At 40.1% G+C, this 11,646-nt stretch carries 10 protein-coding genes; all 10 read right to left on the bottom strand.

Annotation, left to right across the window (positions count from 1 at the left end):
- Window positions 1-106 precede the first annotated feature (106 nt).
- Window positions 107-232, bottom strand: coding sequence for a hypothetical protein (locus J6O61_RS11705; protein WP_292213356.1), 126 nt, complete (start codon window positions 230-232; stop codon window positions 107-109).
- A gap of 525 nt (window positions 233-757) precedes the next feature.
- Window positions 758-2,170, bottom strand: coding sequence for a 23S rRNA (uracil(1939)-C(5))-methyltransferase RlmD (gene rlmD, locus J6O61_RS11700; protein WP_292213354.1), 1,413 nt, complete (start codon window positions 2,168-2,170; stop codon window positions 758-760).
- An 11-nt stretch (window positions 2,171-2,181) separates the two neighbouring features.
- Window positions 2,182-2,448 (bottom strand): DUF4366 domain-containing protein, encoded by a 267-nt coding sequence (locus tag J6O61_RS11695; RefSeq protein WP_292213351.1) that lies wholly within the window; start codon window positions 2,446-2,448, stop codon window positions 2,182-2,184.
- Between the two features lie 89 nt (window positions 2,449-2,537).
- A complete protein-coding gene (locus J6O61_RS11690) occupies window positions 2,538-5,078 on the bottom strand; it encodes an ATP-dependent helicase (RefSeq protein WP_292213349.1) in 2,541 nt (846 codons plus the stop codon).
- A 12-nt stretch (window positions 5,079-5,090) separates the two neighbouring features.
- Window positions 5,091-5,744, bottom strand: a complete 654-nt coding sequence (locus J6O61_RS11685; protein ID WP_292213346.1) for a DUF1836 domain-containing protein — start codon at window positions 5,742-5,744, stop codon at window positions 5,091-5,093.
- A 1-nt stretch (window position 5,745) separates the two neighbouring features.
- Window positions 5,746-7,440 (bottom strand): DNA repair protein RecN, encoded by a 1,695-nt coding sequence (gene recN, locus J6O61_RS11680; protein WP_292213343.1) that lies wholly within the window; start codon window positions 7,438-7,440, stop codon window positions 5,746-5,748.
- Window positions 7,441-7,484: 44 nt separating this feature from the next.
- On the bottom strand, window positions 7,485-7,940 hold the full coding sequence (gene argR, locus J6O61_RS11675) for an arginine repressor (protein ID WP_292213340.1): 456 nt from the start codon (window positions 7,938-7,940) through the stop codon (window positions 7,485-7,487).
- Window positions 7,941-7,968: 28 nt separating this feature from the next.
- A complete protein-coding gene (locus J6O61_RS11670) occupies window positions 7,969-8,811 on the bottom strand; it encodes an NAD(+)/NADH kinase (RefSeq protein ID WP_292213338.1) in 843 nt (280 codons plus the stop codon).
- A gap of 2 nt (window positions 8,812-8,813) precedes the next feature.
- Window positions 8,814-9,728: a TlyA family RNA methyltransferase gene (locus J6O61_RS11665; RefSeq protein ID WP_292213336.1), complete on the bottom strand. Its 915-nt coding sequence runs from the start codon at window positions 9,726-9,728 to the stop codon at window positions 8,814-8,816.
- A 5-nt stretch (window positions 9,729-9,733) separates the two neighbouring features.
- Entirely contained in the window at window positions 9,734-11,584 is a 1,851-nt protein-coding gene (gene dxs, locus J6O61_RS11660; RefSeq protein WP_292213333.1) for a 1-deoxy-D-xylulose-5-phosphate synthase, read from the bottom strand.
- Window positions 11,585-11,646: the final 62 nt, after the last annotated feature.

Here is an 11,646-nt window from a genome sequence, read left to right as displayed (position 1 = left end):
GCTGAATCCGTGTCCACATGATGGGATTACCACATTTTCATCAAAGAAATACAGCCAGTTTTATGTCCACACGTCGGATTCGTTGCGTAAAATCCTGCCAAAATGATTATTCGTCGTGTCCACTTCTTGGGGTCCATTTTACAATTGTTGTTCTGCCTAAATCCAGTTCTCTTGCAATATAGGCATTGATTTTAAGTAGCAATTTTCTGCTACCATTTGCCATTCCCGCCATATAGGCAGTTTGTCCAACGTAAAATTAACTGCCTATAGCGGCAATACTCGGGATATAGGCAGAACTGATCCCCTAAAATCAACTGCCTACACAAGCGATACTCAGGATATAGGCAGAACTTATCCCTCAAAATCAACTGCCTATAGCGGCAATACTCGGGATATAGGCAGAACTGATCTCCTAAAATCAACTGCCTACACAAGCGATACTCAGGATATAGGCAGAGTTCACCTCACTAAAATCAGCTGCCACTATCACCGAAATTGCACAAGTAACAGAAATCATGCTATAAGTAGCAGATATCACGCTATAAGTAGCAGATATCATGCCACAAGCAGCAAAAATCATGCCACAAGCAGCAGAAAACATGCTATATGTAGTTAAACTTTGGAATATCAGCAGCGAAAAGATTAGGAATCATCGCTGCTTGTCTTTCGAATGAAAGAATAGTAGCAGTCCGCCAGACAGGCGGACCGCAAATAAAACAAGAATAATAGTTCTTCGGAATAACAGTTCCTATAACACTCAGTTTTCGCCGTTATTTGTCTTTGTAAGAAGACAAATGGTTTCACAATGCGAAGTCCACGGGAACTGATCTACAGCCACTGCGCGGCTCATCATGTAACCATTTTCCTGAAGGACTTCAAGGTCTCTGGCAAGAGATGTCGGCTTACAGGAGACATAGATCATATAGTTAACGCCATAGCCAATTATCTTGGAAAGAGCCTTGGGATTGATACCGTCACGCGGCGGATCAAGGATAATAATATCCGGTTTCACCTTAATATCATCAAGAACCTTAAGTACATCACCTGCGATAAATTCGCAATTATCCAAGTGATTAAGCTTTGCATTTTCTCTGGCTGCTTCTACTGCTTCCTCAACGATTTCCACACCGATGACCTTTGTGGCAACCGGAGCCAGTAACTGTGCAATAGTTCCTGTCCCGGAATAAAGATCGTATATTACACCGTCTTCTTTGATGTTTTTCTGATCATAAAGGCTCTGAATATAGCCTCTTACCGTCTGATACAAAATCTCTGCACTAAGGCTATTGGTCTGGAAGAAAGAAAATGGAGTGATTCTGAACTTAAGCCCCAGAAGCTGCTCATAGAAATAATCCTGACCAAACAGAACTTCGGTTCCCTCATCAATAACCGCATCTGCAAGAGAGTCATTTTTTGTGTGAAGGATTCCGGTAATTCTTCCCTCCAGCTCAAGATTTAACAGAGCATCCCTAAAGCCAGAAAGGTCGTGTTCCTCTTTGGTCGTAGTGATGAGATCAATAAGAATATCTCCGGTTCTTACCGCCTTTCTCACAAGAAGGTGTCTAAGATATCCCTCCTGTTTCATCCTATGGTAAAAAGAAATTTCTTTCCTGTCATACATAGGTGAAAAATAATCCAAAGTTGCAGAAAGAATGGCTCTGTAATCATCATCTACTATTCTGCATCCGCTGACGGTTACGATGTCATAAAAGCTTCCCTTTTTATGCATACCAAGACAAAGGGAGCCTCCCATGACCTCATCGCCAAAAGAAAACTCCATTTTATTACGATAGGCAAACTTAATAGGGCTTACTTTTATGCCTTCCCAAGTAAACCTTATAGTATTTCTCTCAACTGCAGGTTTTAGTAAGCTTCTCACCTGCTGTTCTTTAAGTCCAAGCTCCTTAACATAAGGCATCGTAAGATAACTGCATCCACCGCATTTCCCAAAATGAATGCATGGACTTTCTATGCAGTCCGGGGCTTCTTCCAACACTTCTAAAAGTCGTCCCTCTGCCTTTCCATTTCTTACTTTCTGTATCTGCACCGAAACCTTCTGATCAGGAAGAACGCCCTTTACAGCAATCTTCCCGTCAGGAGTTTCAATTATGCCTTTATTAGGGAATTCAACCCTTTTTACAATTCCTGTATAAATCTCTTTTTTCTTCACTTTTTAACTTCTTAACTTTCCTTGATGAAATCATCGTCATCGAAGTCATCTTCGAAATCATCGAAATCATCATCATAATAATCATCTTCAAATTCCGGTGTCATATAGCGGTAAACAAGATATGAAATAATTGCAACCGCTGAAATAGAGCCAAGAACAGCCAGACACCACAGGATCACGTTGGAAGGCTTCTTGGCATTTGCAGCCTCTCTCTTGTCGAGAAGTTCGTTAATACGTGTCATTTCAATAATGTCATCGATCTTTGTTTTTACTTCCATATGTAACCCCTTTCTATAAGAAAAATTGTTAATATCAGTATACCATAATTCTGAAATCAATCATTATCTCACTGAGAATTATAGTCTACTCACATCTTTTTTAATTTTGCAAAAGCTGCATACATTATTTTCTGCCCACAGTCATCAAAATTAACAGTCACTTTATAATCTCTTGGACCTGCCTCCAAGGCTGTAACAGTACCCACACCGTATTTGATATGAGTTACTCTGTCTCCTTCATTGTACTCAGGCTTTGAAGTCTGAATGGGCATTCCCTTTGAAATTCCTGCAAGAGAACCTTTTACATGAGTCTTTGCAGCCGTAGCAATATAGGGCTTATTCTGAGGCACAGCTCTCGGCTTTTTAGGAGCAGGCTTTGCCTTTATTTTGTAGCTGTTTGACAACTGAGAAGCGCTGCTGTCACTTCCAAAGCTCTTATTTTGGTAAGAAGACTTAACGCCAATTCCGCCGTACTCACTGGAGCCTGATCTTTCGTAAGAACTTCCGCTGTACTTATCAGAACCTGATCTTCCATAAGAACTTCTACTGTACTTATCAGAACTGCCAAAGGAATCATCATCCCTATATCTGTCCGATCTTCCGTAAGTATCTTCTACACCTTCATACTCGTCGATAGAATCTCCGTCATCAAAAAGAAATGCGGGCTTATCTGTTTTAGGCTTTGATCTGTCCAAAAGCTCATCCGGAATCTCCGTTACAAATCTGCTGAGCTGATTAAACCATGGTTCTCCCCTTACCATCCTGCGTTTGGCTGCTGACAGGGTAAGGTATTTCTTGGCTCTTGTTATACCAACGTAAGCAAGACGCCTTTCTTCCTCAATCCCTTCAGGATCTGAATCTTCTGTCTGGAGCGTCATATATGAAGGAAAAACATTCTCCTCCATACCGGCGAGGTAGACGTGTTCAAACTCAAGTCCTTTTGCACTGTGAAGCGTCATTAGAAGCACTTTTTCATTGTCGTCTCCGATTTTGTCTATATCCGCTACAAGTGCCACTTCCTCAAGAAATCCGGAAAGAGTCGGCTCTTGAACATCTTCATTTTCCTCATAGGCAGCGATCTTGGAAATAAGCTCATCCACGTTGCCAGCTCTGTCGTTATCTCCACTGTCATCGTCATCATCAAGAGTTTTCAAAAAATCCATATATCCGGTGATATCAATGACATCCTTTAAAAGTTCTTCAAGAGAATAGGATTTCTGCTTGGTTCTGAAGGCTCTGATCATAGTAACAAAATCCTTAAGCTTGGATACACTTCTGCTGACAGCCATTATCTGATCTGCTTCGCAAAGAGCATCAAAAAAACTGATCTGCCTTTCGTCAGCATAATTTTGAACATACTCTATAGTTGTAGCTCCAATGCCCCTCTTGGGAACATTTATTATTCTTTTTACCGCGATATCATCTCTTCCGTTATCAATGGTCTTAAGATATGCCAAAAGATCTTTGATCTCGCGTCTTGAATAGAAGTTCGTACCGCCTACAATGTCATAAGGAATACCTTCATGGACAAATCTCTCTTCTATAAGTCTTGACTGGGCATTAGTTCTGTAAAGAACGGCTGTTTCATTATAAGAGAGCTTACCGTTTCTCTTAAGTCGTCCTATATCGGAAGCTATAAATTCCGCCTCATCATAGGCAGTATCAAACTGCCTAAGGTGAACCATTTCACCATCTTTTTCCTCTGTCCAAAGAGCTTTATCCTTACGTCCGTAGTTATTACTTATAACTGCATTGGCAGCGTTAAGAATCTGCTGAGTAGAACGGTAATTCTGTTCAAGTTTTATAACTGTGGCATCAGGATATACCTTTTCAAAATCAAGAATATTTCTGATATTGGCGCCCCTAAAACGATATATACTCTGATCATCATCACCAACGACACAAAGATTTCTGTACTTGTCAGCAAGAAGTCTTATAAACTCAAACTGCGCATTATTGGTATCCTGATACTCATCCACCATAATATAGCGGAATCTGTCCTGATAGTACTCAAGAACATCAGGATTCTTTTTAAAGAGCTCTACAGTATTATAAATAAGGTCATCAAAATCCATTGCGTTGTTCTTTTTCAGAGCACTCTGATATTCTGTATAAGCCTTGGAAATTCTGACCTTGTTGTACTCATTTTGAGTGTTTAACGCATATTCATTAGTTGAAACAAGATTGTCCTTGCACTTGGAAATACTCCCCATGATGCCGCGAAGCTTAAGGGTTGAGGTTTCAAGCTGATATTTTTTGCAGATATCCTTCATAAGGGACTTGGAATCATCGGTATCGTAAATTGTAAAGTTATTGCCATATCCAAGCCTGTCAGCATATCTTCTGAGAATCCTTACACAGCTTGAGTGAAAAGTTGAAACCCAGATACTTTCCGCACCGAATCCTACAATCTTGTCAACCCTCTCACGCATCTCACCTGCTGCCTTATTGGTAAAAGTAATAGCCATGATATTCCATGGATTGACATTACATTCATCTATCAAATACGCAACTCTGTGCGTCAAAACTCTGGTCTTACCGGACCCGGCTCCCGCAAGTATAAGCACAGGACCATCCGTCTGTAGTACAGCCTTTTTTTGCTGCGTGTTAAGTGTATCGTAAATTCCCATTAAAATAGTTCCTTATTTTCTGTTCTTCTTATCCTTTGACTTGTCTTTCTTGCCGCTTTTTTCGTCATCATCTGCTACGACGTTATCGAGAATCTTTTCTATGAGAAGTTTTTTTACATAAACGTCGTAAGACAAAAGAGTAATGAAAGAAAACATCTGCATACGCTTTCTTTCCTCTTCGGAAATATCCGCATCCTTGTATGTCTCCTGAGCACGGGCATATTTCTTTTTCAGATCTGCCATAACAGGTTCAAGTTCCTCGTTCTGAAGTTCATAGGCAGTCCTATAGATTTCACTTAGATTAAACTCGCCATCGCTTACGTGAAACCTCTCCTTCAAAGGTTTGATAAGCGTCTGTATGTCACTTATAGAGAGTATACTTTTGTAGTAGTAAATGAAAATAAGCAAAATAAGATGATCTTTTGAATACTTTTTCCTGATAGGAGGCGGTAAAAGATCATTCTTGGCATAATTATTGATCATGGTCTTAGTCAGTATCTTGTCCGTATCAGGGTACCTTGTGGTCTTTTTCAGCCTCTCATCCATAAATGTCGTGAGCTGGTCCATATAAAGATCAATACCGGGCAAATCGGAAAGAGAAATCGTATCAATTCTCCCCAAAGAAGCCATTACACTATTTAAAAGATCATCATTATCGATAGTCATCTCATTTTCCTCGTTTAGTCTCTTGCGCTAACTGTCGCATTTCTCTTGCATTCTGAAGGCTGGCATCTGTAAGCATATCACCTCCAAGGAGTCTTGCAAGCTCTTTTTCACTATCTTCTCCGGAAAGCTTGTAAATGTTGGTTACAGTACGTCCATCTTCAAGCCCCTTTTCAATCATAAAGTGAGTATCAGCCATGGCCGCAATCTGCGGAAGATGCGTGATGCATATTATCTGATGCTCATTTGAAAGCTCCCCAAGCTTCTTGGAGACCTTCCATGCTGTCTTACCGCTAATTCCTGCATCTATTTCATCAAAAATAAGTGTGCCTATGTCATCTTTATCCGCAACTACTGTCTTTAATGCCAGCATAATTCGTGAAAGCTCACCGCCGCTTGCTATCTGGTCCATAGCTCGCATGCTCTCCCCCGGATTGGTAGAAATCATGAACTGAGCATCGTCATAACCTTTTGCGGAAATTTTTTCTTCATCACTTGTTATCTTTATCTCAAGCTTTACATCTATAAAATTCAGGTCAACAAGTGCCTCTGTCAAGCTTTTCTGAAGAACTTTGGCATGCTTTCTCCGGATATCGGATATCTTTTTACATAGAGAAAGAACTTCCTCTTTCTTGGATGAAATTTCAGCAAGAATCTTGTTTCTGTTGGCATCAAGGTCGCTTAAAGCCTCAAGTCTTACAAGCTTTTCATTGTAATACTCAAGAACCTTTTCCAAAGTTCCGCCGTATTTGTCCTTAAGATGATTTAAGGTATTGAGACGCTCTTCTGTATTTCTGTAGTCCTCATCATCAAATTCCAGATCATCAAGATATCCTGAAAGAGCATGATTAAAATCTGTTAAAAGATTCTCTATATCAGAAAGCTGATTTAAAAGATCCTCAATTTCATTGTCATAGGACGCAACAGATGAAAGCTCTCTCACTGCCCTTCCTATCATATCGGATGCATTCTCATCACCATCACCCGATCCGGTCATAGAAGACACAACGGAAACAGCTTCTGAAATTTTCCTGCTGTTGACCATCTTGTGATATCTGCTCTCAAGCTGTTCATCTTCTCCGGGAACTATGGAAGCTTCTTCAATCTCCCCGGTCTCAAACTCTAAAAGTTCCTGTTCTCTAAGTCTTGCAGCTTCATCAATATTGGTACTTTCAAGACTCTTTTCAAGCTCTTTTAGCTCCGAATATCTGTCTGAAAGCTTATCTAAATATGGTTTTAGCTCATCCAAACAATAATCATCAAGAATCTCCATGTGTTTCTTCTTGTGAAGAAGTTCCTGATGATCGTTCTGTCCATGAATGTTTATAAGAACACTTGCTATATCCTTAAGTTGTCGTGTTGTAACTGTTTCACCACATACCTTGGATATGCTTCTGCCCTGCATTATTTTTCTCTGGATCACTACATTTCCGTCATCTTCAACAGGTACATCCATATCCAAAAGAAGCTTCTTTTGAAGCTTATTCTCAACTCCGAAAACAAGCTCCACAAGTGCATACTCTTCCCCTGTTCTTATAAGGCTTCCGTCTGCCTTTGCGCCAAGTGCCAGATTTACCGATCCAAGTATTACTGACTTACCTGCGCCTGTTTCTCCGGTTAAAATGTTTAAACCCTTTGAAAACTCAATCTCCTGCTCCTTAATAAGGGCAAGATTCTTAACATGTAAACTATATAACATACTTTTCTCCTCCAAACAGAGGACCCCGCCGTAAAACTAATCTATCAGTTTCTTCCCATCAGAGAGCGCAGCTCTTCCATTGTTTCAACTGCCTCTTCACTGGTCTTAATAGCAATCATTATAGTGTCATCACCTGCAATGCATCCAATTATCTGTGGAAAATCCAAAGCATCAATGGCCGTTGCAAGAGCCATTGCCATACCTGACACCGTTTTTATTACAAGCAGATTCTGAGCAACATCCATACTCACAAATCCGGCTTTTAACACACTTACATATTTATCCTGCATTACATCGCTGTCTGCAGTTGTATATACATATTTATATTTACCGTCTTCCGTAGCCTGTTTGGTAAGCTTCATTTGCCTTATATCTCTGGATACAGTAGCCTGGGTAACGTCATATCCAGCTTCTTTTAAAAGAGCCGCCAGCTGTTCCTGCGTTTCTACAACATTTGACGCTATAATCTCAATTATTTTGTCATGTCTGTTTCTTTTCATTTCTAACCACCTTCCCCTTAAAGAATAATTATCTGAATTTTTCCCCCAATACTTCCAAAAAGCTTACTCTGTTCAGCTTTAAAATTTTAGTAGTCTTACTGGATTTTTTTATACCAATACGATCTCCTGCCGTCATTTCAATAATTCCGCTTCCGTCAAAAGAAGCTACGACCTTCTGATTAAGTCCGCCTCTGAACTTTCCGATTCCCACTTCTATTTTGGTATCGGCAGAGAGCACGAGACTCCTTGAATTAAGGGTATGCGGGCAGATCGGTGTTATGAGAATCATATTGGCTGACGGTTCAACAATCGGCCCGCCTGCCGACATATTGTAGCCGGTAGAGCCTGTTGGAGTAGAAACAATTATTCCATCTGCATGATAGCTGCACAAAAGCAAATCATTTACATATATTTCGTAGTCAACCGCTGTTATTGAAGAATATCTCGTAATTGCAATGTCATTAAGGCAGTACCCTTCCTGACCGTTCATACTTCCATAGAGCATCATTCGATCCTCTATTTCATACTTTCCTGCAAGGATTCTTTCCAAAGCGTCGTCTATACCGCTCTTTTCAACTTCGGCCAGATATCCCAATGTTCCAAGATTTACACCAATAAGAGGAATATCAAGTCTGGCTGCGCTTCTTGCTGCCTGAAGCATAGTCCCGTCTCCACCAAGAACGATACAGCAATCCGAATCTTCGGGAATAAAGCTCTTGAACTCTTTTCCTGTGTGTTTATCGTCTCTAATCTTGGTACTCTCTGCTACAACACACTCTTTTCCGTTTTTCTCCAGATACTCTTTTATGTAATTAGTTATATCCAGATTTACATCTTTACTTCTATTAGTGACAATGCAAAAATTGTGCATCTTTATTCCCCAACGTTTTTATCAAGTTTTCCATGAGCCTTAAGAACTGTCTCTTCTATGAGTTTTTCCATAGAAGACTCATGGGATATTCCGCTTTTTTCTTCTACAATCTCTGACAGCTTTTTCTCGCCATCAGCCTCGCTAAGATCTTTAGTCTGATCGTTCATCTCAGGATTTTTCCTTATGTGTATAAGGTACTCAATGTTCCCCTCAGGTCCCTTTATAGGAGAATAATCCAAATGAAGCACATCAAATCCTGCTATTCCCACAAAATCCATTATTTTGTGTATAACTTCTTCATGAACCTTGGGCTCTCTTACAACTCCTTTTTTACCAACCTTATCTTTCCCTGCTTCAAACTGAGGTTTAATGAGACATACCATCTCTCCTCCATCCTTTAAAAGCCTTCTTGCGGGTAAAAGAATCTTTGTAAGAGATATAAATGATACATCACAGGATGCAAAATCCAAATCATCATCTATATCATCTCTGACCATGTATCTGAAATTTGTTTTTTCCATACAGACAACTCTTGAATCATTTCTAAGCTTCCAATCCAGCTGTCCGTGTCCCACATCTACAGAATAAACCTTAACTGCTCCATTTTGAAGCATACAATCTGTAAATCCACCGGTTGATGCACCAATATCCATACAGACTTTTGATTCCAAAGAAAAGCCGAAATTATTAACTGCCTTTTCTAGTTTAAGACCACCTCTGCTCACATACGGAAGTGTATCGCCCTTAACTTCAAGACTTGTTATTTTGGTTTCATCAAAGGTTGTACCCGGCTTATCTTCCCTTTGTCCATTGACAAAAACGTCTCCCGACATTATAAGTGCCTTTGCTTTTTCTCTTGAAGATGCCAATCCTCTGTCAACCAAAAGCACATCCAGTCTTGATTTTTCTTTTGCCATAAAAATTACCTTTGTATTTCTTTCATAATTCTATCTGCTATAGACTCTGCGTCGATTCCAAGCTCTTTTCTGAGCTTGTCAACACTGCCGTGAGTCACGAATTTATCCGGTATAGCTATCTGCAATACGTTGCAGTCGAGCCTGTTGTCATCTATATAAGCCCTGACTTTCTCGCCCAGACCGCCGCTTGAGACATTCTCTTCCATAGTCACAAAGAGCTTGTGGTTTTTTGACGCAATGTGAATGTATTCGGTATCTATCGGCTTAACAAATCTTGCATTTACAAGACTGCATTTAAGCCCACTGTTTTTAAGAATTTCTCTTACTTCTTCGCCTATTTTTACCATGCATCCTACAGCAAAAAGACAGATATCTTTTTCCTCATAAATAGGCTCGCATTTACCAAGTTCTACTGCAGCCCTGAAATCCTTAAGCCCATCATAAGCATTTCCTCTGGGATATCTTATGGCAATGGGAGCACCAAAGTTCACTGCAAATTTGAGCATATCAGAAAGTTCCCATTTATTCTTGGGAGCACAAATTGTCATATTAGGCATAGATGAAAGATATGATAAATCAAAAATGCCCTGATGAGTCTCACCATCACTTCCAACAAGTCCTGCCCTGTCTATCGCAAAAACCACAGGAAGCTTTTGAAGGCAGACATCTTCCATTATCTGATCGTAAGCTCTCTGTAGGAACGATGAATAAACTGCAAATACCGGTTTATAGCCTCCGGCAGCCATTCCTGCAGCAAAAGTAACAGCGTGTTCCTCAGCTATTCCTGCATCGATAAATCTGTCAGGATACATATTTCTAAACCTTTTTAAGCCTGTACCGTCAGCCATTGCCGCTGTAATAGCAACAACCTTTTCATCCCTGCCCCCAAGCTTACACATAACAGTACTAAAAATATCCTGATAATTGGATGTTGTTCTTGGGTTTCTGGGTAGTCCGTTTTCAATAATGAACGGCTCCGTACCGTGGAATCTGGCAGGATGCCTTTCAGCAGGTTCATAGCCTTTGCCCTTCTTGGTCATGACATGGATCATTACTGCTTTTTTTACCTTTTTTGCCTCTTTTATAACCTTAACAAGATCTGCGGTATTATGACCATCTACAGGTCCAAGATAAGTTATTCCGAGATTTTCAAACACCATTCCCGGCACAAAAAGCTGTTTAAAACTGTTCTTGGCTCTTCTGATATTATCTACGACTTTTGTATTGGTGCGCAGCTGGGCATAAACGTCTTCTTTCAGATTAAGGTATCCTTCCGCTGTTCTTACAGAGTTGAGGTACTTTTTCATACCTCCGACACTCTCTGAAATAGACATTTCATTGTCATTTAAAATAATGATGAAATTAGTCTCAAGCTTGGCTGCATTATTAAGAGCTTCGTAAGCAAGACCACCAGTAAGAGATCCGTCACCTATAACTGATACCACCGTATAGTCTTCTTTATTCAGATCTCTGGCTTTTACCATTCCAAGACCTGCAGAAATAGAAGTAGAACTATGGCCTGTGTCAAATGAATCCGTATCGGATTCACATCTTTTGGGGAATCCACTCATTCCGCCAAACTGCCTGAGTGTATCAAATTTATCTTTTCTTCCTGTAAGAATTTTGTGAGTATAGGACTGATGTCCCACGTCCCATATTATCTTATCTTCAGGAAGATCCAAAGCTGCGTGAAGCGCCATGGTAAGTTCAACAGTTCCAAGATTAGAAGCAAGATGTCCGCCTGAAACAGATATCTTTTCAATCAAAAACTCTCTAATTTCCTGAGCAAGCTCCGGGTACTTGGACTGTGGAATATTTTTTATATCGCCTGTCTTGTTTATCTCATCTAGAAGCATAACTTCCACCTACCTAAATAATCTGTCTGATCCGCCATTTATACTGCCAATGAACTGTATAA

Source organism: Butyrivibrio sp., from assembly GCF_017635265.1.
Lineage (GTDB): Bacteria > Bacillota > Clostridia > Lachnospirales > Lachnospiraceae > Butyrivibrio.
This window is presented reverse-complemented; position numbering and strand designations above follow the sequence as displayed.